The 23,929-nt window shown below is 73.4% G+C and carries 21 protein-coding genes and 1 pseudogene; 13 read left to right on the forward strand and 9 right to left on the reverse strand.

What is annotated here, in order from left to right:
* Positions 1-66: 66 nt before the first annotated feature.
* Positions 67-1,302, reverse strand: coding sequence for a glycoside hydrolase family 18 protein (locus ABZ818_RS22285; RefSeq protein WP_361417168.1), 1,236 nt, complete (start codon positions 1,300-1,302; stop codon positions 67-69).
* 321 nt (positions 1,303-1,623) lie between these two features.
* Here ABZ818_RS22285 and ABZ818_RS22290 point away from each other — a divergent pair, with 321 nt between their 5' ends.
* The gene (locus ABZ818_RS22290) at positions 1,624-2,796 is read left to right on the forward strand and encodes an acyl-CoA dehydrogenase family protein (protein ID WP_361417171.1); all 1,173 of its coding nucleotides are present in this window, start codon (positions 1,624-1,626) and stop codon (positions 2,794-2,796) included.
* Here ABZ818_RS22290 and ABZ818_RS22295 read toward each other — a convergent pair.
* Both ABZ818_RS22295 and ABZ818_RS22300 read right to left on the reverse strand, forming a co-directional pair.
* Positions 2,759-3,010 (reverse strand): hypothetical protein, encoded by a 252-nt coding sequence (locus ABZ818_RS22295; protein ID WP_361417174.1) that lies wholly within the window; start codon positions 3,008-3,010, stop codon positions 2,759-2,761. The two genes, ABZ818_RS22290 and ABZ818_RS22295, sit on opposite strands and share 38 nt — an antisense overlap.
* A gap of 190 nt (positions 3,011-3,200) precedes the next feature.
* A complete protein-coding gene (locus ABZ818_RS22300; protein ID WP_361417177.1) occupies positions 3,201-3,647 on the reverse strand; it encodes a hypothetical protein in 447 nt (148 codons plus the stop codon).
* A gap of 234 nt (positions 3,648-3,881) precedes the next feature.
* Between ABZ818_RS22300 and ABZ818_RS22305 the strand changes: the two genes are divergently transcribed.
* The 4 genes from ABZ818_RS22305 (at position 3,882) to fxsA (ending at position 8,028) form a co-directional block, all read left to right on the forward strand.
* A complete protein-coding gene (locus tag ABZ818_RS22305; protein ID WP_141362887.1) occupies positions 3,882-4,322 on the forward strand; it encodes an Lrp/AsnC family transcriptional regulator in 441 nt (146 codons plus the stop codon).
* A gap of 131 nt (positions 4,323-4,453) precedes the next feature.
* Positions 4,454-6,058, forward strand: a complete 1,605-nt coding sequence (locus ABZ818_RS22310; protein ID WP_361417180.1) for an amidohydrolase — start codon at positions 4,454-4,456, stop codon at positions 6,056-6,058.
* Positions 6,059-6,604: 546 nt separating this feature from the next.
* Complete coding sequence (locus ABZ818_RS22315) at positions 6,605-7,411, forward strand: polyprenol monophosphomannose synthase (protein ID WP_361417183.1); 807 nt, start codon at positions 6,605-6,607, stop codon at positions 7,409-7,411.
* Between the two features lie 41 nt (positions 7,412-7,452).
* On the forward strand, positions 7,453-8,028 hold the full coding sequence (fxsA, locus tag ABZ818_RS22320; protein WP_361417186.1) for an FxsA family membrane protein: 576 nt from the start codon (positions 7,453-7,455) through the stop codon (positions 8,026-8,028).
* 131 nt (positions 8,029-8,159) lie between these two features.
* Here the strand turns inward: fxsA and ABZ818_RS22325 are convergent, their stop codons facing one another.
* The 4 genes and pseudogenes from ABZ818_RS22325 to ABZ818_RS22340 all read right to left on the reverse strand — a co-directional run bounded on the left by ABZ818_RS22325 (position 8,160) and on the right by ABZ818_RS22340 (position 11,649).
* Positions 8,160-8,534 (reverse strand): RNA polymerase-binding protein RbpA, encoded by a 375-nt coding sequence (locus ABZ818_RS22325; RefSeq protein ID WP_003977404.1) that lies wholly within the window; start codon positions 8,532-8,534, stop codon positions 8,160-8,162.
* Between the two features lie 279 nt (positions 8,535-8,813).
* A pseudogene (locus ABZ818_RS22330) lies at positions 8,814-10,162 on the reverse strand (MFS transporter).
* 72 nt (positions 10,163-10,234) lie between these two features.
* Positions 10,235-11,002 (reverse strand): glycerophosphodiester phosphodiesterase, encoded by a 768-nt coding sequence (locus tag ABZ818_RS22335; RefSeq protein ID WP_361417189.1) that lies wholly within the window; start codon positions 11,000-11,002, stop codon positions 10,235-10,237.
* A complete protein-coding gene (locus ABZ818_RS22340) occupies positions 10,999-11,649 on the reverse strand; it encodes a hypothetical protein (RefSeq protein ID WP_361417192.1) in 651 nt (216 codons plus the stop codon). Before ABZ818_RS22340 ends, ABZ818_RS22335 begins: the two co-directional genes overlap by 4 nt.
* A gap of 101 nt (positions 11,650-11,750) precedes the next feature.
* Here ABZ818_RS22340 and ABZ818_RS22345 point away from each other — a divergent pair, with 101 nt between their 5' ends.
* Positions 11,751-13,250, forward strand: coding sequence for a PLP-dependent aminotransferase family protein (locus ABZ818_RS22345; protein WP_361417195.1), 1,500 nt, complete (start codon positions 11,751-11,753; stop codon positions 13,248-13,250).
* Between the two features lie 90 nt (positions 13,251-13,340).
* Here the strand turns inward: ABZ818_RS22345 and ABZ818_RS22350 are convergent, their stop codons facing one another.
* Both ABZ818_RS22350 and ABZ818_RS22355 read right to left on the reverse strand, forming a co-directional pair.
* Positions 13,341-14,984 carry a hypothetical protein gene (locus ABZ818_RS22350; protein WP_361417198.1) on the reverse strand — a complete coding sequence of 548 codons (1,644 nt, stop codon included), beginning with the start codon at positions 14,982-14,984 and terminating at the stop codon, positions 13,341-13,343.
* 36 nt (positions 14,985-15,020) lie between these two features.
* Positions 15,021-15,215 carry a hypothetical protein gene (locus tag ABZ818_RS22355; RefSeq protein WP_361417201.1) on the reverse strand — a complete coding sequence of 65 codons (195 nt, stop codon included), beginning with the start codon at positions 15,213-15,215 and terminating at the stop codon, positions 15,021-15,023.
* A 336-nt stretch (positions 15,216-15,551) separates the two neighbouring features.
* Here ABZ818_RS22355 and ABZ818_RS22360 point away from each other — a divergent pair, with 336 nt between their 5' ends.
* The 7 genes from ABZ818_RS22360 (at position 15,552) to ABZ818_RS22390 (ending at position 23,897) form a co-directional block, all read left to right on the forward strand.
* On the forward strand, positions 15,552-15,944 hold the full coding sequence (locus ABZ818_RS22360; protein WP_225075996.1) for an ankyrin repeat domain-containing protein: 393 nt from the start codon (positions 15,552-15,554) through the stop codon (positions 15,942-15,944).
* Positions 15,945-16,267: 323 nt separating this feature from the next.
* Entirely contained in the window at positions 16,268-17,686 is a 1,419-nt protein-coding gene (locus ABZ818_RS22365; protein WP_361417204.1) for a HEAT repeat domain-containing protein, read from the forward strand.
* Between the two features lie 139 nt (positions 17,687-17,825).
* Positions 17,826-18,953 (forward strand): glycosyltransferase family 1 protein, encoded by a 1,128-nt coding sequence (locus ABZ818_RS22370; protein ID WP_361417207.1) that lies wholly within the window; start codon positions 17,826-17,828, stop codon positions 18,951-18,953.
* A complete protein-coding gene (locus ABZ818_RS22375; protein ID WP_361417209.1) occupies positions 18,950-20,113 on the forward strand; it encodes a glycosyltransferase in 1,164 nt (387 codons plus the stop codon). Before ABZ818_RS22370 ends, ABZ818_RS22375 begins: the two co-directional genes overlap by 4 nt.
* On the forward strand, positions 20,110-20,970 hold the full coding sequence (locus ABZ818_RS22380; protein ID WP_361417212.1) for an SGNH/GDSL hydrolase family protein: 861 nt from the start codon (positions 20,110-20,112) through the stop codon (positions 20,968-20,970). The genes ABZ818_RS22375 and ABZ818_RS22380 overlap by 4 nt, the downstream gene beginning before the upstream one ends.
* Positions 20,971-21,439: 469 nt before the next feature.
* Positions 21,440-22,966: a hypothetical protein gene (locus ABZ818_RS22385; protein ID WP_361417215.1), complete on the forward strand. Its 1,527-nt coding sequence runs from the start codon at positions 21,440-21,442 to the stop codon at positions 22,964-22,966.
* A 52-nt stretch (positions 22,967-23,018) separates the two neighbouring features.
* Complete coding sequence (locus tag ABZ818_RS22390; RefSeq protein WP_361417218.1) at positions 23,019-23,897, forward strand: hypothetical protein; 879 nt, start codon at positions 23,019-23,021, stop codon at positions 23,895-23,897.
* Positions 23,898-23,929: the final 32 nt, after the last annotated feature.

Here is a 23,929-nt window from a genome sequence, read left to right on the forward strand (position 1 = left end):
CCAGGAGGGGTGAGGAGGAGAGGCGGAGGGGACCTCGCCCTCCGCCCCGCCCCCTCGGATGCGGCGCTACTTGATCGCCTTGATCAGCTCACCGCTCGCGGTGTCCCCGCTCAGCTCCCAGAAGAACGTCCCGCCCAGGCCCTGGTCGTTCTTGTAGTTCATCTTGGTCGCGATGGTCGCCGGAGTGTCGTAACTCCACCATTGGTTGCCGCACTTGGCGTACGCGGTGCCGCCCACCGTGCCGGTCGCCGGGCACTTGGTCCTGAGCACCTTGTAGTCGTCGATGCCCTGTTCGTACGTGCCCGCCGCCGGTCCGGTCGCCGTACCGCCGGGCGCGGACTGGGTGACGCCGGTCCAGCCGCGGCCGTAGAAGCCGATGCCGAGCAGCAGCTTCGAGGAGGGGATCCCGAGGCCCTTGAGCTTGGCGATGGTCGCCGAGGTGGTGTACTCCGTCTTCGGAATGCCGGAGTAGGAGGTCAGCGGCGAGTGCGGAGCCGTCGGCCCGGCCGCGTCCCAGGCGCCGAAGTAGTCGTAGGTCATGGGGTTGTACCAGTCGACGTACGCCGCGGCGCCCGCGTAGTCCGCCGCGTCGATCTTGCCGCCGCTGCTGGCGTCCGCCGGGATCGCGGCGGTGACCAGCGCACCGCCGAACTTGGCGCGCAGCGCCGCCATCAGGTTCTTGTAGGCCGCGCGGCCGCTGGTGTCGCAGGTGTTGCCGCAGGCGTTGGGGTACTCCCAGTCGATGTCGATGCCGTCGAAGACGCCCGCCCACTTGGAGTTTTTGACCAGGTCGTAGCAGGACTGGGCGAAGGCGGCCGGGTGCTTCGCGGCCTCGCCGAAGCCGCCCGACCAGGTCCAGCCGCCGAACGACCACAGCACCTTCAGACCCGGGTGCTTCTTCTTCAGCTTCAGCAGCTGGTTGAAGTTGCCGCGCAGCGGCTGGTCCCAGGTGTCGGCGACCCCGTCCACCGACTCGTCGGCGGTGTAGGCGCGGTCGGTCGCCGCGTACGAGTCGCCCATGGCGCACTTGCCGCCGGTGACGTTGCCGAAGGCGTAGTTGATGTGGGTGAGCTTCGCCGCGGAGCCGGAGGTCTCGATGTTCTTGACGTGGTACTTGCGGTCGTAGACGCCCCATTCGGTGAAGTAGCCGACCACCTTGGAGCCCGCGGCGGCCGGCTGGGCGGCGGACCGGGTGGGGGTGGCGGTGGCGGTGGCCGTGCCCGCGCCGGCGAGCAGTCCGGCGCCGAGCGCGACGGTACAGGCGGCGGACAGCAGCGCCCGGAGGCGGTGCGGAGTGTGCATCGGTGTCTCCTCGTGGGGGAGAGGGGATCGTGCCGATTGGCATGAACGCGGTAAGCGCTGGTTCGGGCACCCTAGGAGGACTAGACCAGTGTGGTCAATGGTTCGGACCAATTTCGGGCCCCCGGGATTTCTTGAAGTAAGCGGTCGTTAACCGGTGACGAGATGCCTCGGATCGGGCATACTCACAGCGCACAGCCGCTGGTCAGCAGCTTCCGTGACCCGGGATCGCCGACACCGGCTGGCCCGAGAAAGACCCCGGCGGAGCCGCCCCACCCAAGGCGCACATCCGCCGATGTGCCCGAAAGGGAGGAGAGCGTCGCCATGCCCGACCGCGCCCCGCAGCCGGTGGACCGGCAACTGCCCACGGAGGAGGCCCGGGATCTGATCTCGCTCGTCCGCGACATCGCGCAGCACGAGATCGCCCCGAAGGCGGCCGAGGAGGAGGACGCGGGACGCTTCCCGCGCGAGGTCTTCACCCTGCTCTCCCGCTCCGGCCTGCTCGGCCTCCCTTACGACTCCGAGTACGGCGGCGGCGACCAGCCCTACGAGGTCTACCTCCAGGTCCTGGAGGAGCTGGCCGCGGCCCGTCTCACCGTCGGCCTCGGCCTGAGCGTGCACACCCTCGCCTCCTACGGGCTCGCCGCCTACGGCACCAAGAAGCAGCAGGTCGAGCATCTGCCCGCGATGCTGGGCGGCGGCCTGCTCGGCGCGTACGCCCTCTCCGAGCCGGCCTCCGGCTCCGACGCCGCCTCGCTCAGCACCAAGGCGGTCCGGGACGGCGACGGCTGGGTGCTCACCGGGACCAAGTCCTGGATCACCCACGGCGGGATCGCCGACTTCTACACCGTGATGGCCCGCACCGGAGAGCGGGGCCCGCGCGGGATCACCGCCTTCCTCGTTCCGGGCGACGCCGAGGGCCTGAGCGCCGCGGCCCCGGAGAAGAAGATGGGCCTGAAGGGCTCGCCCACCGCGCAGATCCACCTCGACGGTGTGCGGGTCGGCGACGACCGGCGCCTGGGGGAGGAGGGGCAGGGCTTCGCCATCGCCCTGTCCGCGCTCGACTCCGGACGCCTCGGCATCGCGGCCTGCGCCATCGGCCTCGCCCAGGCCGCGCTGGACGAGGCGGTCGGCTACGCCGCCGGACGGCAGCAGTTCGGGCGGCCGATCTCCGACTTCCAGGGGCTGCGCTTCATGCTCGCCGACATGGCGACGCAGATCGAGGCGGGCCGCGCGCTGTACCTGGCGGCGGCGCGGCTGCGGGACGCGGGCCTGCCGTTCGCGCGGCAGGCGGCCATGGCCAAGCTGTTCTGCACGGACGCGGCCATGAAGGTGACCACGGACGCCGTCCAGGTGCTCGGCGGATACGGCTACACCACGGACTTCCCGGCCGAGCGCTACATGCGCGAGGCCAAGGTCCTGCAGATCGTCGAGGGCACCAACCAGATCCAGCGGATGGTCATCGCCCGTCACGTCGCGGGTCCCGAGACCCGCTGAGCTGCGCGAGACCGGCCGGCGGCGCCGCCAGCCGGACCCACTCCGGGTCGTGACGTCCCGGCAGGGTGCGGCCCCGGTCGGCCCAGGTGCGCATCAGGTCGCGGTAGATCGGCGGGTCCGTGGGCTGCGACGGCACAGACGGAACCGATTCTGCGGGCGGCGGCGGCACGAAGACGCGCCGCCGTCGTCCGGCTGCCGGATGCGTGGTGGTCATACCCGGGCAACGCGGAGTGCGGCGGGCAGGTCACCGCCCGGTGGAATCGAGCGTGAGTTCACCGGCGTCCGGGCCTGCGACCTCCGGGGAGCCGGGGGCGCTGTTCGGGCACCACGGCGGCCTGTGCGCCCCGGCCGTGGTGCGCGGACGGACGCGGGTGCCACGCGGGTGCCCGGCGGTGCGGCGCCGCTCAGGCGGCCAACCGGCGCAGCTGCGGCACGCGCATCGGGCGGGAGCCCGGGCCGCCGACGTGCGAGAAGGGCTGCATGCGCCAGTCGAGGCTCTGCGGGAGCGTCAACAGCAGCGCGGTGTCCTGCTCCTGGGGGTCGGCGGACTCGTCCGCGGGCCGGGCCTCGGACGCCCAGCGCCCCGTACCGGCGCAGACCGTGAGCCCGAACGGGTTCCACGGCGAAACGCACAGCGCGTGCTCCGGCAGTACCTCCTCGTCCGCCAGCAGGGCGATGGGCTGCGCGCACTCCGGGCAGAACACCCGGTACATCTCGAAGGTGTCGTAGGCGTCGGATTCCGCGCCGTCCACGTCGTCGTCGACGTCGGGTTCCAGGTTCTCCGGCTGGAACTCGATGACCGACTGGCGTCGCCTGGGCACAGAACGACCAGGGCGCTTGAGACTCTGCATGGGATTCTCCCCCTAAGGCTGGGCCGTGAAGGCGCTGCGGCCTCGACCACAGCAAGCACTTCCCGTCCGCTCTCGCCGGTAATCACGAGAACATCACGGAGAGGCTTCGGGGTGTGTGGTGTTGGTCACATGTCGCTCGCAGGTGCCCGCCGTGGTGGGTTTGTCCGCCGGTGGGACACGACCCGGGCCGCTCGGCTGTCCCGGGAGATCAGGCGCACTGTAGGTTCTTGCGCCATGGAGGAGCTGGACCGACAGATCGTGCAGCTGCTCGTCAAGGACGGGCGGATGAGCTACACCGACCTGGGCAAGGCCACCGGTCTGTCCACGTCGGCCGTGCACCAGCGGGTGCGGCGGCTGGAGCAGCGTGGTGTCATCCGCGGCTACGCCGCCGTCGTCGACGCCGAGGCGGTGGGGCTGCCCATGACCGCCTTCATCTCGGTCAAACCCTTCGATCCCAGCGCCCCCGACGACATCGCCGACCGGCTGGCCGGCGTCCCCGAGATCGAGGCCTGCCACAGCGTCGCCGGCGACGAGAACTACATCCTCAAGGTCCGCGTCTCCACCCCGCACGAGCTGGAGGAGCTGCTGGCCCGCGTACGCACGTTGGCGGGCGTCTCGACCCGTACGACGGTGGTCCTCTCCACCCCGTACGAATCCCGCCCGCCCCGTATCTGACCCGATCCGGCGCAGAAGACACGTCCCGGGGCGCGGGGCGGGCTCGCCGGGGGCGCCTGCGGTGGAGTTCCGGGGCGTGTCCGGGTGACCTGCGTGCCGGAGGGTTCGGGGCAGGCGGGAGACTGGGGGGCATGAGTGAGCGTGCTGCCGAGGTCCGGACCGTCCTTCTCCGGAGGGGCGAGGTCCACAGTCCCGCCGACCCGTTCGCGACCGCCATGGTCGTGGAGGCGGGCCAAGTGGCCTGGGTCGGCTCGGAGGGGGCGGCCGACGCCTTCGCCGACGGTGTCGACGAGGTGGTCGACCTGGACGGCGCCCTCGTCACCCCGGCGTTCACCGACGCCCATGTGCACATCACCGCCACCGGACTCGCGCTCACCGGTCTCGACCTGTCCGACGCCCCCTCTCTGGAGGTGGCGCTCGCCCGGGTACGGGACTTCGCCGCCGCCCGCCCGGACGACCGCGTCCTGCTCGGCCACGGATGGGACGCGGCCCGCTGGCCCGGCGGACGTCCCCCGGCGCGCGCCGAACTCGACGAGGCCACCGGCGGCCGGCCGCTCTACCTCAGTCGTATCGACGTGCACTCCGCGGTCGTCACCACGGCGCTGCTCGACCTCGTACCGGAGATCCACGGGCCCGTGGACGGCCCGCTGACCGCCGACGCCCACCACGCCGTACGTGCCGCCGCGTTCGCCGCCGTCACCCCCGCCCAGCGCGCCGAGGCGCAGCGCGCGGCGCTCGCCCGTGCCGCCTCGCTCGGCATCGGATCGGTGCACGAGTGCGGCGGCCCGCGCATCTCCTCCGAGGACGACTTCACGGGTCTGCTGCGGCTCGCCGCCGAGGAACCCGGCCCCCGGGTCGTCGGCTACTGGGCCGAGCAGGACGTCGACAAGGCGCGCCGGCTGGGCGCCGCCGGCGCCGCCGGTGACCTCTTCGTCGACGGCTCCATCGGCTCGCACACCGCCTGCCTGCACGCGCGCTACACCGACGCCGCCCACACCGGCACCGCCTACCTGGACGCGGCCGCCGTCGCCGCCCACGTGGCCGCCTGCACCGAGGCGGGCCTCCAGGCGGGCTTCCACGCCATCGGCGACGCCGCCGTCACCGCGGTCGTCGACGGAGTGCGTGCCGCCGCGGAGAAGGTCGGCCTGGCCCGCGTCCGCGCCGCCAGGCACCGCGTCGAGCACGCCGAGATGCTCACGCCGGAGACCGTCGCCGCCTTCGCCGAACTCGGTCTCACCGCGTCCGTGCAGCCCGCCTTCGACGCTCTGTGGGGCGGCGAGGAGGGCATGTACGCCCAGCGCCTGGGCGTCGAGCGGGCCCGGACGCTGAACCCCTTCGCGGCCCTGCTGCGCGCCGGCGTCCCCCTGGCCTTCGGCTCCGACAGCCCCGTTACCCCGCTGGACCCGTGGGGCACGGTCCGGGCGGCGGCCTTCCACCGCACCCCCGAGCACCGCGTCTCCGTCCGCGCCGCGTTCACCGCGCACACCCGCGGCGGCTGGCGGGCGGTCGGACGGGACGACGCGGGCGTCCTGGTGCCCGGCGCCCCCGCGGACTACGCCGTCTGGCGCACCGGCGATCTCGTCGTCCAGGCCCCCGACGACCGGGTCGCGCGCTGGTCGACCGACCCGCGCTCGGGAACGCCCGGGCTGCCCGACCTCACCCCGGGCGGTGACCTGCCCGTCTGCCTGCGGACCGTGGTGGGCGGGCGGACGGTGTTCGTACGGCCGGGCGAGTGATCTCCCGGGGACGCGCTGCGCCGCCCGGTGCCCGCCGCTGGGTCGCGCGACCTGCGCATCCTCTGCCCCGACCCGGCGCTCATGGACGTTTGTACAGGTCAAGGCACTGGTTGACAGGCGACGGCAGCGGGCCGATAGGTTCTGCCGGGTCCACCACCGGACGCCCGGCCGGGGAACTTCCGTACCCGCGTCGCGGCGCCGCTGCGTCAGGGACGGTGTGCCGCACCGGGTCACCGTCGCTGGGAGCCAGGCTCAGCGCCCGCGTCCGCGGGGGAACGTTCCGGACGGTCGGCAAGGTGTGACCCGGGTGGGGCCCGGGCGCTCAGTAGACAACGGCTTTCGGTAGACCCGCAGCCAGCGGGTCCCAGGTCGGCCCGAAGGGCGCCGGGCCCCCATCCGCCGGACGGGCGGATCCATGACACGATCGAGGCGTGGGCGCTTACCCCGCTCTTGCCGAATCGACACCCCCGTACGCCTGCGATGTCACGTCCTCGCAGGCCGGGGCCACTATGGTGGTTCCCTGCTTACGGACATGAAGGGGCAGTAGTGAACGACGGCGACGGCACCCCCGCGGCCGGCTCCCGAGCCCGGGACAGGCGACTCGGCCCGCTCGGCACGGCCTTGGTGATCATTCCGACCTACAACGAGGCGGAGAACATCAAGACGATCGTGAGCCGGGTGCGCACGTCCGTCCCCGAGGCGCACGTCCTCGTGGCAGACGACAACAGCCCCGACGGCACGGGCAAGCTCGCCGACGAGCTGGCGGCCGATGACGGGCACGTGCACGTGCTGCACCGCAAGGGCAAGGAGGGCCTCGGCGCCGCCTACCTCGCGGGCTTCCGCTGGGGCCTGGAGCGCGACTACGGCGTCCTGATCGAGATGGACGCCGACGGCTCCCACCAGCCCGAGGAACTGCCCCGGCTGCTGACCGCCCTCAAGGGCGCCGACCTGGTCCTCGGCTCCCGCTGGGTGCCGGGCGGACGCGTGGTGAACTGGCCGAAGTCCCGCGAGTTCCTCTCGCGCGGCGGCAGCACCTACTCCCGGATCGCCCTGGACCTCCCCCTGCGGGACATCACCGGCGGCTACCGCGCCTTCCGCAGGGAGACGCTGGAGGGCCTGGGCCTGGACGAGGTCGCCTCGCAGGGCTACTGCTTCCAGGTCGATCTGGCCCGCCGTGCCGTGAAGGCCGGCTACCACGTCGTCGAGGTCCCCATCACCTTCGTGGAGCGCGAGCACGGCGACTCCAAGATGAGCCGCGACATCCTCGTCGAGGCGCTGTGGCGGGTCACCGCGTGGGGCGTGGGGGAGCGGGTGACCAAGATCACCGGCCGGGGCGACAAGCCCCGGGCATAGTGCTTATCCGGGATTGAGCAGCCGCCAGGCACACTGGGAGCATGACGACTGGCGCTCCGACCTCTTCGTACTCCGCCCGGCCCCGGCGTTCCCGGCCCCGCCGGTACCTGCCACTGAGCCTCGCGGTGTGGATCGTGCTGGAGATCTGGCTGCTGACGGTGGTCGCGGGAGCGGCGGGCGGGTTCACGGTCTTCCTGCTGCTGGTCGCCGGCCTCGTCCTCGGCGCCGTGGTGATCAAGCGGGCGGGCCGCCGTGCCTTCCAGAACCTCAACGAGGCGCTCCAGCAGGGCGGCGCCCCCTCCGCGCGCCGCGGTGGCAACGGCCTGATGATGCTGGGCGGCCTGCTGCTGATGATCCCCGGCCTGATCTCGGACGCGGTGGGCCTGCTCCTGCTGCTTCCGCCGGTCCAGCAGACCGTGAGCCGCTACGCGGAGCGGACCGTCGACCGCAGGCTGCGTGAGGCCACTCCCGGCACGCTCGGCGACGCCTTCCAGCAGGTCCGCATCCACCGCCCCGACGGCAAGGTGGTCCAGGGCGAGGTGATCAGGGACGAGTCGGCGGACGCGGCAGGGCCGGCGGACGCGTCAGGGGAGCAGCGCCCGCCGCTGACCCGGTGACGCGACGCATCGCGCCACTCGTGCCACCGAGAACGAGCATGGCAGCGGGCGCCGTACGTGAACGTACGGCGCCCGCTGCCATGCTCGGCGTCCGTGGCGTGCGCTGTGAACCGGCCCGGCCCCCGGCGGGACTACGCGCTCTTGCGGCTGTCCCGGGGATGGACGGCGATGTTCATCGCGCCGGACCGCAGCACGGCGAGACGCTCCTCGAGGACCTCTTCGAGCTCCTCGCGGGTACGCCGCTCCATCAGCATGTCCCAGTGCGTACGCGCCGGCTTCGCCTTCTTCTCCTCCGGCCCGTCGCCATCCACCAGGAGTGCCTGGGCCCCACAGACCTTGCACTCCCACTCCGGCGGGATCTCCGCCTCGACCGAGAAGGGCATCTCGAAACGATGTCCCTTCTCGCATGCGTACTCCACGGCCTGGCGCGGAGCCAGGTCGATACCGCGGTCGGTCTCGTAGCTGGTCACCACGAGGCGCGTGCCGCGAAGAGCTCGCTCACTCATGAATCGTGCCTCCCGGGCTTGTCGCCCACAGGACAGGTGTCGCTGTCGTCGTCATCCGGTCAACGTCCGGTCGGCGGTAAAGATTCCCGTTCCGATGTCCCGTTCCGGGTCATGCGTCGCCGTCGTAGCCGCAGCCTTGTCAACCAGTGCAGTACCCACCGGCGCCCGGTTTGTCACATCCGTTAGGAGATGTCACCCAGCGTTTCGGCATCTTTGACGCGCAGTAACGGTACGCCTGGCAGGCCAAACGCGTACACTACCGCCCTTTCGCCTTGAGCGCTAAATCCGATCCGGAACGGGGTTGCCCGCGTCGCCGATCGCACGGCGCACCGGAACCCGGGCGAGCAGCACGAACCCGATCGCGAAGAACGCCACCAGCGAGATGATCGCGTCCCGGTAGCTGCCGGTCAGCTGGTAGGTGATCCCGAACAGCAGTGGGCCAAGCCAGCTCATGCCCCGGTCGCTCATCTCGTACGCCGAGAAGTACTCGGCCTCCTTGCCGGGCGGGACCAGGTGCGAGAACAGCGACCGGGACAGGGCCTGGCTCCCGCCGAGGACCAACCCGATACCGGCCGCCAGCACGAAGAACCACATCGGCGCCCCGGCGGGCAGGAAGTACCGGTCGCCAGGATCACCGCCCACGCGGCCAGCGAGCCGAGGATCGTGCGCTTGGCCCCGTACCGGCGGGCCAGCCGTCCCATGCCGAGCGCCCCCGCCACCGCCAGCACCTGCACCATCAGCACCGCCGTGATGAGCGTCGACTGGCTCAGGCCCAGCTCCCGCGAGCCGTACACCGAGGCCTGCGAGATCACCGTCTGGATGCCGTCGTTGTAGACGAGGTAGGCGAGCAGGAAGGACAGGGTGAGCGGTTTGCCCCGCATGTCCCGGATAGTGGAGGCGAGTTGGCGCCAGCCGTGGACCCGCGCCGCGGCGGGGGTGGCGCGGCGGTCGCGCAGCCGCTTCAGCGGGACGAGTGTGAAGAGGCCCCACCACAGACCGGCCGAGGCCAGGCAGATGCGCACGGCCGTCGACTCGGAGACGCCGAAGGAGTCGTGGGCGGTGAACAGGACGAGGTTCGCCACCAGCACCAGTGAGCCGGCCGCGTAGCCGAAGGCCCAGCCGCGCGAGGAGACCGCGTCGCGCTCCTCGGGCGGGGCGATCTGCGGCAGATAGGAGTTGTAGAGGACCATCGAGACGGCCACCGACGCGTTGGCGACCACCAGCAGCAGACCGCCGAGCAGATAGCGGTGGCCGTCCAGGAAGAACAGGCCCGTGGTGGCGCCGGCGCCCCCATAGGCGGCGGCCGCGAGGAGCGGCTTCTTGCGGCCGGTGCGGTCGGCCGCCGCGCCGGCGACCGGCATCAGCACGATCGCCACGATGACGGACGCCGAGACGCAGTACGCGAAGAACGACCCCGCCCGCACCGGGATGCCCAGCGGGTGCACGAACCCGTCCGCGTCCGCCGCCGACTCGGCGACCGCCGTGAGGTAGGGGCCGAGGAAGACGGTGAGCACGCTCGTGGAGTAGACGGAGCACGCCCAGTCGTAGAAGTACCAGCCGCGCTGCTCGCGGCGCCGGTCGGCGGCCTCGTCGCCGGCCTGCCCTGCCCGCACGGTGTCACTGCCCACCCGTGCCCTCGCTTCCCCGCTGGTTCCCCGGTTGCCGATGGTCCGCGAAGGCGAGCGGAGGTGCGTCGGGCCTCAGGCCCAGACGCCCCGGTCCTCCATGACCTTGCGCAACGTGTCGATGTGATCCGTCATGATGCCATCGACACCGAGGTCAAGGAGCCGGTGCATCAGCGCGGGTTCGTTGATCGTCCACACGTGCACGTGCAGCCCGCGCGCGTGGGCGGTGCGCACGAACCGCCGGTCGACCACCGGGACGCCGTACTGGGAGACGGGCACCTGCGCGGCCACCGCGGACCGGCGTGGCACCGCCGGCAGGCCCCAGGAGCGCAGCCGCAGAGCCAGTACCCCGCGGGTGCCGTACGAGGTCGCGAGGCGGGGCCCGGCCAGGCGCTGCGCCCGGACCACGCGCGCTTCGGAGAACGAGCCGACGCATACGCGGTCCCAGGCGTTCGTCCGCTCGATCAGGTCCAGCAGGGGGCGCAGGGCGGGCTCCGCCTTGACGTCGACGTTCCAGCGGACCTCGGGGAAGTTCTCCAGCAGCTCCGCGAAGAGCGGCACCGGCTCCCGGCCCGCCACGCGCGCCTGGCGCACGTCCTCCCACGGCAGGTCCGCGATCCGGCCCGCGCCGTCGGTCACCCGGTCCAGGGTCGCGTCGTGGAAGGCGACGAGCCGGCCGTCCGCCGTGGCGTGCACGTCGGTCTCCATGTAGCGGTAGCCGAGTCCGGCCGCGTGCCGGAACTGTGCCACGGTGTTCTCCAGCCCGTCGGCCGCCCCGCCGCGGTGCGCGAACGGGATGGGTCCCGGGTGGTCGAGGTACGGGTGGCGTACGGGCGTGGTCACGGACGCAGTATCGCTCGCTCGGGTGTCCCGGCGGCAACGGGCTTGTCTCCGGGCGGCGCCGGAACGGCGAACACACGCAGGAAGAGCTGGGCCAGCGGGCCGATGGACACCGCGTACAGCACCGTGCCGACGCCGATCGTGCCGCCGAGGGCGAAGCCGGTGACCACGACCGCCACCTCCACGGCCGTCCGCATCAGACGGATCGAGCGGCCGGTGCGCTGGTGCAGCCCCGTCATCAGTCCGTCGCGGGGGCCGGGCCCGAAGCGGGCGGCGATGTAGAGGCCGGTGGCCACTCCGTTGAGCACGATGCCCGCCAGGAGCAGCGGAACCCGGACGGCCAGTATGCGGGCGTCGGGCATCAGGGCGAGGGTGCCGTCCAGGGCGAGGCCGACGACGAAGACGTTGGAGACCGTGCCCAGGCCGGGACGCTGGCGCAGCGGGACCCACAGGAGCAGCACCACCGCGCCGATGATGATCGACACCACGCCGATCGTCAGGCCCGTCAGTTCGGACAGTCCCTGGTGCAGCACGTTCCATGGCTCCAGGCCCAGGCCCGCCCGGACGAGGAGCGCGGAGCTGGCGCCGTACAGCGCGAGGCCGACGTAGAGCTGGATCAGTCGTCGCCCGAGGCGGGCCGGTGTGGACAAAGTTGTCCCCCCTGGTGGTGGAAGTGGCCTGGTGGATGACACTCTGTGGCGTGGGGAGAATATCCATCCATGGCCAATTCGATGAAGGTGGACTGGTCGTCATGACGCAGTGGACCTCTGCGGTGGGCGCCGCGCAGCTCGCTCGGCTGCTCAAGTCCCAGCAGGACCGCCCGGCGGGCCCGGGCTCACGCCGCCTGCCTGCCTACCGCGCGCTTGCCGACGGTATCCGGCTGCTGGTGCTCGAAGGCCGTGTCCCGGTGGCCGCCCGGCTGCCCGCCGAGCGCGAACTCGCCCTGTCCCTCTCTGTCAGCCGCACCACGGTCGCCGCCGCGTACGAGGCCCTGCGCACCGAGGGCTTCCTGGAGTCCCGGCGCGGCGCGGGCAGCTGGACCGCGGTGCCGGCCGGTAATCCGCTGCCCGCACGCGGACTGGAGCCCCTGCCGCCGGAGGCACTGGGCTCGATGATCGACCTGGGCACCGCGGCCCTGCCGGCGCCGGAGCCGTGGCTCACCCGCGCCGTGCAGGGCGCGCTGGAGGAACTGCCGCCCTACGCCCACACCCACGGCGACTATCCCGCCGGGCTGCCCGCACTCCGTTCGATGATTGCCGAGAGGTACACCACGCGCGGGATCCCCACCATGCCCGAGCAGATCATGGTGACGACCGGCGCCATGGGCGCCATCGACGCCATCTGCCACCTCTTCGGCGGCCGCGGCGAGCGCATCGCCGTCGAGTCGCCGTCCTACGCGAACATCCTCCAGCTGATGCGGGAGGCGGGCGCCCGGCTCGTGCCCGTGGCCATGGCCGAGGGGCTGACCGGGTGGGACCTGGACCGCTGGCGTCAGGTGCTGCGCGAGGCCGCGCCCCGGATCGCCTACGTCGTCGCCGACTTCCACAACCCGACCGGCGCGCTCGCCGACGAGGAGCAGCGGCGCAGGCTGGTGGAGGCGGCCCGCTCGGCGGGGACGGTGCTCGTCGTCGACGAGACGATGAGCGAACTGCACCTGGAGCCGGGGCTCGCGATGCCGCGGCGGGTGTGCGCCTTCGATTCGGCCGGATCCACGGTGATCACCGTCGGCTCGGCCAGCAAGGCCTTCTGGGCCGGGATGCGCATCGGCTGGGTGCGCGCCGCCCCCGACGTGATCCGCAGCCTGGTCGCCGCGCGGGCCTACGCCGACCTGGGCACCCCCGTGCTGGAGCAACTGGCCGTGAACTGGCTGTTCAGCACCGGAGGGTGGGAGGAGGCCGTGGCGGTCCGACGGGACCAGGCCCGCGACAACCGGGACGCCCTGGTCGCGGCGGTCCGGCGCGAGCTGCCCGGCTGGGAGTTCGAGGTCCCCGCCGGCGGCCTCACGCTGTGGGTGCGCACCGGCGGCCTGTCGGGCTCCCGCATCGCCGAGGCGGGCGAGCGGGTGGGCGTCCGTGTTCCCTCCGGTCCGCGCTTCGGCGTCGACGGCGCCTTCGAGGGCTATGTCCGCCTGCCGTTCACGGTCGCGGGCGCGGTGGCGGAAGAGGCGGCGACGCGGCTGGCGGCGGCGGCCCGGCTGGTGGAGGCGGGGGGCTCCGGCGGGGGCGAGTCCCCTCGCACCTTCGTCGCCTGAGCGCTGCCCGGGCCCGGTGGGCCGGCTCGGGGCGGCGCGCCTTGCCTCCGTTTGCGGCTTCGCGGTTCACGAGGGCTCCGGCGAAGGTGCTCACGAGGGCTCCGCGATCGCTTCCGTCACCGCCTCCGTGGGCTCCGCGACTGCTTCCGTCACCGCTTTCGTGGGCTCCGCGACTGCTTCCGGCATCGCCTCCGTGGGCTCCGGCACCCGCTCGCCGTCGGCCGGCGTGGTCTTCGGCGGCAGAAGATCCAGCACGGCCTGCCGGTGCGCGTCGCTCGTCGCGTCGTCGTAGGGGTCGGGTGTGAACGGCACCTGGAGCCGGTGGACCGGCTTCGTCCCCAGCCGGGCGTACCCGCGTCCGGCCGGGACGACGGGCAGCGGCGTCGTGTGCGGCGGCGCTCCCAGCACCGCCTTGAGCTGCTCCGCCGTCGCCGACCCGAGGACCACACGCGCGCGTGTGTGCTGCCGTACCGCGTCGCTCAACGCCTCCGCGCTGTCGAACTGCTCGGCCACGACGACGGCCACACTGACCGCCCGTCCGTGCCGCAGCGGCATCTGGAGCAGCGCCTGCGGGTCCTTGCGGCCGTCCGTGGCGGCCAGGTGCGTGAACGCGGTCGGCCGGTCGAGCAGCAGCCACAGCGGTCGCTTGGTGTCCTCCGGAGGCGGATGGCCCGCCTGCCGCGCACGGTTGACGGCGATCAGCCTGCGCTCGGTCTCGGTGGCCGCCCACTCCAGGCTCGCCAGCACCCCGGCCAGCCCGCACTCCACCGCGAGAACCCCGTCCCGGCCGGTCAGGCAGGCGAACTCGCCGGTGCCGCCGCCGTCGACGATCAGCACGTCGCCGTGCTGGAGGGCCTGGAGCGCGATGGAGCGCAGCAACGTCGAGGTGCCGCTGCCGGCCTGGCCCAGGGCCAGCAGGTGCGGCTCGGTGGAGCGCAGACCCGTGCGCCAGACGACCGGCGGTACGTCGCGCTGCTCCTCGCCGTAGCCGAGGGGGAGCGTGCGCTGGACCTCGGTGGGGTCGGTGAAACCGAGCACGGTCTCGCCCGGCGCCGTGACGAAGCGCTGCGCGGCGATGTCCGAGGGCAGCGGGGCGAGCGCGGTGACGGTGAGCTGGTTGCCCTCCTCGTCCCAGGAGAAGAGGTACTCGCGGCCGCGGCCCGCCTTGACGGTGAGCAGGTGCTCGATCCGCGCGCGGGACTCGGTCTCGCCGTCGGTGAAGTACGCGGGGTAGCGGATCAGCAGGTGGCGCACGCGTCCCGAGTCGTCGAACTCGAAAGTGGGGAACGCCTTCTCCCACTCGCCCCCGTGCGCGTACAGCGGTGCCGGGTCCTCGGCCGCCGAGAAGTAGGGGACCAGGGCCTCGTACAGGGAGGCCAGGCGCTGGATGCGCGACTCGTCGGGGCCCTCGGGCTGTGGCGGGGTGCGGTCGCGGCCCCGCCAGCCCGCCGCCGCCATGAGGACGATGCAGGCGAGCAGCGGCCCGTACGGCACCAGGGCCACGACCAGGATCACCGAGGCGACCAGGAAGAGGAGCGGTCCCCGCCGATCCTTCGGAGTCTCCGTCCACTTGCGCCCCCCGGCCCCGGCCAGTCGGCCCAGACCACGCGAGATCGTGATCAGCGGGTGGAGGACGTCGGTGGCGCCGCCCGCCGCCGTCCGGGCCAGCTCCCGGCCGCGGGAGATCTGTGCGCTGCCGTTGCTCAGGATGCGAGGGAGAGGGCGCCGGGCCACTTCTTGCTCCAGGGGTGCGTGCGGAGGGGGGCGGAATCAGAAATTGAGCCCGCCCAAGAGGCTCGCGACGCTTGCGCCCCCGGCCTTGATGCTCGGGGCCACGCCGGTGCTCGACAGGTAGAAGCCGAAGAGCCCGCAGATCGTCGCGTGCGAGCTCTTCAGCCCGTGGTTGCGGCAGAACAGGAAGACGACGCTGCCGAGCAGCACAACGCCCGAGATGTTGAGGATCATTGTCTCTCTCCTGGTTCACGGGGACAGTCACCATGAGTTCTTCCAGGCTCACAGAATGTATCTATAGGACAAAAGCTGCAACTGGGTGAAATCAAGTAGATTTCCCCCGGTGGGCGGGCTGCTCCGCGCCCGCCGGACACGTCTGCTGCGCTCACCGGGCGCTGTGGTGATCTTTGCCTCGAGCGGTGCCCGACATGTGCCGCCGAAGCCAGTACGCTGGCGATTCACCCGGACGGCGTCACCGCTCGCCGCCGTACCGGCTCGCGCACGACCGCCCCGCTCGCTGTCGTACGCTCCCGCAGTCCCCAGCAGTCGTAGTGAGAGGCGGTCCGGCCGATGAGTGAAGCCCCCGACCCCGAGGTCGTGGAGCTGGCGACCAAGATCTTCGATCTGGCCCGGCAGGGGCGGACCGAGGCACTCGTGGCGTACGTCGACGCGGGCGTCCCGGCCGACCTCACCAACGACCGGGGCGACTCCCTGGTGATGCTCGCCGCATACCACGGCCACGCAGCCGCCGTCCGCGCGCTGCTGGCCCGAGGCGCCGACGCCGACCGCGTCAACGACCGGGGCCAGACCCCCCTCGCCGGAGCGGTCTTCAAGGGCGAACAGGAAGTGATCAAGGCCCTCCTGGAGGGCGGCGCGGACCCCTCCGCCGGCACCCCCTCGGCCGTCGACACGGCCCGGATGTTCGGCAGGACGGAGCTGCTGGAGATGTTCGGCGAGAGCTGATCCCCGGGCCGAAAGCAGCCGCTTCGGCCCTTCTGGCCAGGAACGACACAAATAACGGGGGAGGCGGTACAGGGCCGCCGGATATTTCGGTCGCGGCAGCGCGGACGCCGGGTCATCATGACGTCGTGATTCACGGACGCGATGGCTGGGCAGGTGTTGCCGCACCGCGCGGGCCGTGATCCGGCCCGTATGGGCCACGGACGAGAGGCAGAGGAAGATGGTCTACAGCAAGCAGCGGACGGCGGGCGCCCCGACGTGTTGTCGCGCGGCCAGGTAGTACGAGTTCCCCGGTTGCGTCGACGCTTGATGTGAGGCTGTTTCCCATGTTCGATCCGGTCATAGCGCCCAGCGGTACGCTGCTCGGCCTGCTCCAGCGGGGCCGCGGCGACGGCACGCTGCACGCGCTCACCGCCCCCCGCGCCGAAGCGCTGGCGGCACTGAACCACTGCGTGCTGCTCGACCCACGCCACGACTGGCAGGTGGAGAACCGCTCCCTGTACTACGCCCGGCTCTTCCTCGACCTCGACGGCGAACTGGACCGGATCGAGGAGCACCTCTTCGACCCCGAGGACGCCCTCGACACCGACGAGTCACGCACCGGACTCGCCCTCGCCGTGCTCGGGCACCTCGCCTCCTACGGCAGGCGGGACGCGCTCGCCCTGCTGCGCAGGTACGCCGCCACGGGCGCCAATTGGGCCTGGGCCCTGGACGAACTGGCGCTCAGGGACGACGACGCGGGGCTGCGAGCTCTCGCCGCGCCGGTCCTCGCGCGCTTCGCCACCGACGCCGAGGGCGAGGCGGAGCTGGCCGCCGCGGTGCGCGACGCCTTCGAGCCCCGGCCGTGGCGGCTGTGGGCCGACGACCCGCGCGAGCCGGTCGCCACCCGCGTGCGTGCCGCGCACGAGGCCGGCAGCTTCGACCTCTGGCAACGGCAGATGCGCCCCACCGGACCCCGGCCCGGATGGAGCGTGCAGGCGGTGTTCGAGTGGGCCCAGCAGGGCGCCGAACGCGGCGCGCCCCGCCATGTCCCGGCGGCCCGCTGTCTCACCGCCGTCGCCGGGCCCGAGGACCGGCCCGAGATCCTGCGCGCCGCCCGCGCCGGTACCGACGCGGCCCGCTGTACCGCCCTGCGCTACCTCGCCGACGGCGACGACCCCGACGCCCTGGACCTGATCGAGGCCGCGGTGTCCGACGGCTCGGTTTTCGTGGTGGAGGCCGCTGTCGACGCCTTCGAACGCATGCGCGGGGCCGCCGCCGTCGACCGGGCACGAGGCTGGGTCCACCGCCCCGACCCGCTGGGCGCCGCCGCCGGACGTGTGCTCGCCTGCCGTGGCGCGGTCCGGGACCGCGACCTCGTTCTCGCCGCCCTGCGGGAGGCGGTCCGGGGCGAAGGCCCCGACGCACCCACCCTGTGGACGCTGGTCGACGGCGCCGGCCGGCTGGGCATCACCTGCGCCGCGCCCGTGCTGCGCCACGTCTACCGCGAGACCGCCTCCTCCCATCTGCGCGGCCGGGCCGCCCGGGCCCTGGCCGCCACCGACCCCTCCTTCCCCGCCGGATTCGCCGTCGAATGCCTGTGGGACTGCGAGGAGACCACCCGCGAGATCGCCGCCCGGCATGCCGAGACCGGCGACACGCGCGTCGTCGAGCGACTGCGCCGACTCGCCGCCGACCCGGCCGAGGAGGACGAGGTCCAGACCGCTGTGCGCAGCCGGATCGGACCGGACACGCCCACCGGGTGAACGTCCGGTGACCCGGGGGCCAGGGGCGCGTGGCCGGGGGCCGTCCGGTCCGGCCGCACAGCCCAACGCTCATGGGACGTTCCTCGTCCGGAAAGATCCACGTTGACGCGGGCACGTCCGGCACGGCGACAACACCGGTATGCGTGTCGTCATCGTGACCGAATCCTTTCCCCCCGATGTGAACGGCGTGGCCCACTGCGCGTTCCAGACCGCCCGGCACCTCGTCGATCGCGGTCACGCCCCCCTCGTCGTGGCTCCCGCCACCGCCGCCTCGGCCGGGCCCGACGCCCCCGCGCCGTGCCCCGTCGTGCGCGTCCCCTCCCTTCCGCTCCCGGGCTACCCCCAGGTCCGCGTCGCCCTGCCCAGCAGGCGCGTCGCGACGGCGCTCACCGAGCACCGCGCCGACCTCGTCCACCTGGCCGGCCCCTTCGTCCTCGGCGTCCGCGGCATGGCGGCCGCCACCCGGCTCGGCATCCCCGCCGTCGCCGTCTACCAGACCGACCTCGCCGGCTATGCCCGCACCTACATGGGCGCCGGCGAGGCGGCGGCCTGGCGGCGCATCCGCTCCGTCCACGCCGCCGCCGACCTCACCCTCGCCCCCTCCAGCGCCGCCCAGCAGGACCTGGAGGCGCACGGCGTGCCCCGGGTCAGTCTGTGGGGCCGCGGCGTGGACACCGTCCGCTTCCGCCCCGAGCACCGCGACGAGGCACTGCGCCGCGAACTCGCCCCGAACGGCGAGCTGATCGTCGGCTATGTCGGCCGCCTCGCCCCCGAGAAGCAGGTCGAACTGCTCTCCGGCGTCTGCGGCCTGAACGGCGTACGGGTCGTGGTGGTGGGCGACGGGCCCAGCCGCGCCCAGCTGACCGAGGCCCTGCCGGGCGCGGTCTTCCTGGGCCGTCGCACGGGCGACGACCTCGCGCGGATCTTCGCCTCGCTGGACGTCTTCGTGCACACCGGCCCCTTCGAGACGTTCTGCCAGACCGTGCAGGAGGCCATGGCCTCCGGGGTGCCCGTCGTCGCGCCCGCCGCGGGCGGCCCGCTCGACCTGGTCGCCCACGGTCGCACCGGGCTGCTCGTGCCGCCGCGCGACGCGGCCGCCGTGCGCGACGCCGTGTGGGCGCTGGCCGCCGATCCGGCACTGCGGGCGTCGTTCGCGGCGGCCGGCCGCTCAGCGGTCGAGGAGCGCACCTGGGCGGCGGTGGGCGACCAGCTCATCGCCCACTACGAGGGCGTGCTCGCCGCGCGCCGGACGGCGGTGGCGGCATGACCACGGCGCCGCTCACCCTCGTGCGGCTCGCGAACTTCGTCGCCCCCGCCTCCGGCGGACTGCGCACCGCCCTGCGCGAACTCGGCAAGGGCTACAAGGCGGCCGGCCACGAACCGGTGCTGATCATCCCGGGCGACCGCCACACCGACGAGGAGACCGAGCAGGGCCGCGTGATCACCCTGCCCGGGCCGTTGCTGCCCGGCACCGGCGGCTACCGCGTCCTCACCGACAAGCGGCGGGTGGCCGCCCTCCTGGAGGAGCTCGCACCGGACCGCCTCGAGGTCTCCGACCGCACGACGCTGCGGTGGACCGGCAAGTGGGCCCGGCGGGCCCGGGTCCCCGCCGTGATGGTGTCCCACGAGACCGCCGACGGCGTGCTGCGCACCTGGGGCTTGCCGCAGAACCTGTCCCAGCGCGCCGCCGACGCCCTCAACGTCCGTACCGCGCACACCTACGCGCGCGTGGTGTGCACCACCGAGTTCGCCGAGCGCGAGTTCGTGCGGGTCGGCGCGCGCAACGTCGTGCGCGCGCCCCTGGGTGTCGACCTGGTGGAACGGCACCCCGCGCTGCGGGAGGCGGCTCTGCGCGCCCAGTACGCGCGCGACGACGAGTCGCTGCTGGTGATGTGCTCCCGGCTGTCCGTGGAGAAGCGGCCCGGCAACGCGCTGGACGCGCTGGAGGCACTGCTGCGGCGCGGACGGCGGGCGGTGCTGGTGGTGGCCGGGGACGGTCCGCTGCGGACGCGGCTGGAGCAGCGGGCCCGTGAGCGGGCGCTGCCGGTGACGTTCCTCGGGCACGTCCGCGACCGCGACCGGCTCGCCGCGCTCCAGGCCTCCGCTGACGTGTGCCTGGCACCCGGGCCGGCCGAGACCTTCGGGCTCGCCGCGCTGGAGGCGATGGCCTGCGGTACCCCCGTGGTGGCCAGCGCCTCCTCCGCGCTGCCGGAGGTGATCGGTGCCGCCGGCGACAGCGCGGCGGATCACGGCGAGGCGTTCGCCGACGCCGTGGAGGGCCTGCTGGCACGCCCGGAGCGGGAGCGGCGCGAGGCGGCACGCGCGCGTGCGGAGTGCTTCGGGTGGACCGCCTCCGTGGAGGCGTTCCTCGCCGCACACGACGTACCGGCTCCCGCCCGGCGCCCGTTGCCGGAGGGCGTGGCATGAGATCCCTGCGCTTCGTCGCCCTCGGCGATTCGCTGACCGAGGGCGTCGGCGACCCCACGGGCGACGGATGGCGCGGCTGGGCTGCACTGCTCGCCGGGGGCCTCGCCGAGCAGCCCTCGGCCGTGGAGTTCACCAACCTCGCGGTCAGCGGGGCGCAGACCCGCGACGTCCTGGAGCGGCAGACCCCGGCCGGGCTGGAGCTGCGGCCGGACGTCGTGTCGGTCGTCGTCGGCGTCAACGACACCCTGCGCCGCACCTTCGACATCCACGCGGTGGCCGCCCGGCTCGACCGGGTCTTCGCGGCCTTCACCGGCCGGGGCGCGGTCCTGCTGACGGCCTGTCTGCCCGACCCCGGCGCGATGCTCGGCCTGCCCGGCGCGCTGGCCCGCCCGCTGGCCCGGCGGCAGCGGGCGGTCAACACGGTGGTCCACGCCCTGTCGGAGCGGTACGGCGCCGTGCACCTGCACGCCGACGCGGGCCAGTGGCTGACCGACCGCGCGATGTGGAGCGCGGACCGGCTGCACCCGGGGGAGCGCGGGCACCGTCAAATCGCCGTCCGTTTCCACGCGTTGCTCGCGGAGACGGGCGTGGCGAGCGGGCCCGCGCCCTCGCCCGAGCCGGAGTTCCCCGCGCCCACCAGGTCGGCGAGCCTGTGGTGGCTGGCCACGGCGGGCACCGCCTGGGTGGCCCGCCGCTGCACCGACCTGCTGCCGCAACTGCTCACCCTGGCCGCCGACGAACTCCGCCACCACGCCCGCGGCACGAGCACCCGCCTCGACCTGCGCTCGTCGGCATCGGTATCGGCGGCCCTGGCCGCGCTGTCCGCGCCGGAGGGAGCGGAGCCGGAGGTGGCTTGAGCCGGGAGGGGCTGGGGCTTGGGACGGCCGGAGTCTGGAGCGGCCAGAGCTTGGACCCGGTCCAAGCCGGAAGTGGCCTGAGCCCGTAGCGGCCTGAGTCCGAAGTGGCCCGAGTCCGGCGGCGACCGGAGCCCGGAGCGGCCCGAGCCGGAAGCAACCCGAGCGGGGAAGCCGCCTGCACAAGGTGGGAAATTCGAGCCGGAGCACCCGTACGGGCCGGCCCGGGTGCCGTGCGCCACGGTTCCTGCCCCGTCCCAGCAGGGACCGCGCGGCGCCTTCAACGGCCCCCGAACCGTGCCCCGCCGACCACGTAGCGTACGACCCGCGGTGGCTGACGGGCCCTGCCCTACCTCACCCGCGACCGGCGGATCCTCCGTGCTCTGTGCGAGGGCGGGCGGGACGACGTACCGCGCCGGCCGCGTCCGTGCCGTTTGGGTCGTTGTCGGACCGAGGACCTAATCTGTGCACCGTGACTTCGCCTGCATCGACGGACAGCGTTCCGCCCCAGCTCAGCGCGGGGCCGCGCCCTGCCCAGGGGCCGGCCGCCGACGAGGGGCTGGCGCGGCGGCTGCGCGCGCTCGCCTGCACCGCGCCGCTGCACGACCTGGACGCCCGCAAGGCCAACCTCGCCGGCGAGTACTCGGTGTACGGCATGGCGGAGGTCGCGCTCGCCGCCATCGACCTCGTCACCCTCAACATGGACTTCGACACCGGCGCCGACCACGACCAGGTCGTGGCCCGGCTCGTCCCGCGCGTCGCCGCGCAGGCCCCGCGGCGCCCGGCCGGCGAGCACGAGCGCGTGGCCCGCTGGGTCCTGGAGAACCTGATCAACGTCGGCAGCGTCGACCGCGGCTTCCGCGCGGCGTACGGCACCTTCGGGCCGGACGGCACGTATGTGCGCCGCGACTACGACTTCAAGCTGATCGAGGAGGTCCCCGGCCCCGGCGGCAGCGTCTACCTGCGCACGACGGACGAGGCGGTCAACGTCCTCGTCGGCGCCCTCGACACCGACGTCACCAGCGCCCAGATCGCCGCCGAGGTCAAGCTGGAGGTGCTCATCAGCCGCGGCCGCCTCGCGGACGCCCAGCTCGCCGCCGAACAGGCCCGCTACCGGACCGTGCAGTACTCGGAGACCCTGCGCAGGGCCCTGGAGGCGACCCGGCGCAACGTCCGGGCGGTGGACTGGCTCAGCGCCGTCCCCGACATGATCGCCGAGGCCCTGGACCACGTCGCCGACCGCTACCGGCACGAGAACGCGATCCTGACCAACATCCGCAAGGCGCGCGACGAGTCCGAGGACCCCGAGCACAAGCGGCGCGCCGCCGAGCTGGTCGACATCGTCAAGGACTGCATCCGCAGGCACACCCAACTGCAGTCCCGGCTGCTGGAGGCCGGGCCCCTGTTCCGCGCCGAGCAGGACCGGCAGGCCTTCGCCACCCCCCTGACCACCTCCGGGACCGACCTCTACGGCCACCTGCTCGCGCCCACCCTCCCGCTGCCGCTGGAACGGGCGATCCGGGTCACGGACGCCTTCTTCGCGCGCGGGACCGGGCTGCGCACGCCGGCGTCCGTCCGTGTCGCCGACCTCGTGGACATCCTGCTGACGCCGCCCGTCGAGCGGGAGCACCTGGGCGCCGAGATGCCCGAGCCCGACCTGATCGCCACCCCGGACGACAGCCGGTTCAGCGAGGAGCAGCTCGCGGCCGCCATGGAGCTGCTGGACCTGCCGGCCGACGCGCCGCGACGGCTGTCGGGCCTGCTCGCCGAGGCCCGCGACAAGGACCCCGACCTGCCGTACCTGGTCGCCCTGCTGGCCGTCCACGCGGCCAGCCCCCCGGTCGGCACCGCCTACCGGCAGGGCGAGGAGAAGCTGCTGTTCGCCGTGGACGACGGGACCGAACTGGACGATCAGGAGTTCGGCGGCGCCGACCTCGTCGTCGGCACGGCACTCCTGGACGCGGCGGGCATGGCGGCCGACCGGACGGAGGCGGCGTGAGCCCCGCCGGCAACCGTACGCACGAGCGACACCCCAGCAAGGAGCCCCAACCGTGACCGAGCACGTCGACCGGAGTGAGCCGGAAGCCGCAGGCGCGCCCACGGCGGTCGCCGTCACACCCGCCGACGCCGCCGACGCGGCCCGGCTCGTCGCCTTCGGGCTCCAGCCCAGGCTTCAGCCCGCCCGCGACCAGGAGTACGCCGACCTGCTGCGCCGCCACCGCGAGGACCCGGCGTTCGCACGGCTCGCGGACGCTGTGGCCGCCGGACTCGGGCTGGTCGTCCTTGAGGTGTCCCCGCGCGCCGGGATGGCGGTCACAGCCGCCGAGGACTCGGTGTTCGCCGTCCGCATGGGCGACTACGCGCGCCGTACCGCCGCCGACTCCGGCGACCGCTTCCTGCACGGACTGGCCCACCTCGCGGTGGCCGCCCTGGCGTTCCCGCGCCCCGAGGACCTCGCCGACGACGGCTACATCGGGCGCGTCACCGTCAACGGCGTGGACGCCTTCGTCCGCCAGGCCTGCCGCCGCCTGGAGGAGCGCGCCGAGGAGCGGGGCGAGAACACCGACCCGGCCACGGACGCGCCCGGCCTCGAGGCCGCCTGGCGGATCTGGGCCAGACGCAGCGCGACCGGGGCGACCAAGGACGCACGCCGGCCGGCCGCCTCCACCACGGGCATCGTGGCCAAGGCCCTGGCGTTCCTGACCGACTCCGGGTTCCTCCAGCGCACCGGTGACGAGAGCGGCGGCACGTACCGCACGACGGCCCGCTACCAGCTCCAGGTGCGCGACATGGCGGGCAGCGCCGCCCTGGCCGAACTCCTCGAACTGGGTATCGTCCCGATGGCCGGCGGCGCACCGAGCCTGCTGCCCGCCGAGGACGGCGACGACCTGGACCTGGTGGCCGACGCCGGGCTGCCGTTCCACTCCTGAGGCCCTGCCGCCTCCCGCCGCCCCCGTTTGCA

The sequence above is a fragment of the Streptomyces sp. NPDC047453 genome, from assembly GCF_040643155.1.
GTDB lineage: Bacteria > Actinomycetota > Actinomycetes > Streptomycetales > Streptomycetaceae > Streptomyces.